We start from the raw sequence: 227 nt of genomic DNA, 5'->3' as shown, positions 1-227 counted from the left end.
GTAGGTGCAGGCCCTGGCGATCCAGAGCTTTTAAGACTTAAAGCACTGCAACTTATGCAACAAGCCGACGTCGTCGTTTATTACTTTTTAGTCTCTGACGAAATTATGGAATTAGTGCGCCGCGATGCTGACCGTATTTGTGTAGGTAAACGTTTAGGCGATCATAGTGTTGTGCAAGAAGATACCAACCAAATGCTGGTCGACCTTGCTAAACTAGGCAAAAAGGT

Annotated in this window: 1 protein-coding gene; it reads left to right on the top strand. The window is 44.9% G+C overall.

Annotation, left to right across the window (positions count from 1 at the left end):
* The coding region (locus V6260_RS18815; RefSeq protein WP_341595593.1) for a uroporphyrinogen-III C-methyltransferase at positions 1-227 on the top strand (227 nt) is incomplete at both ends.

This window comes from Pseudoalteromonas aliena, assembly GCF_038155085.1.
In the GTDB taxonomy this organism is placed as follows: domain Bacteria; phylum Pseudomonadota; class Gammaproteobacteria; order Enterobacterales; family Alteromonadaceae; genus Pseudoalteromonas; species Pseudoalteromonas aliena_A.
The sequence above is the reverse complement of the archived record's forward strand: the minus strand, read 5'-3'. Positions and strand labels throughout refer to the sequence as shown.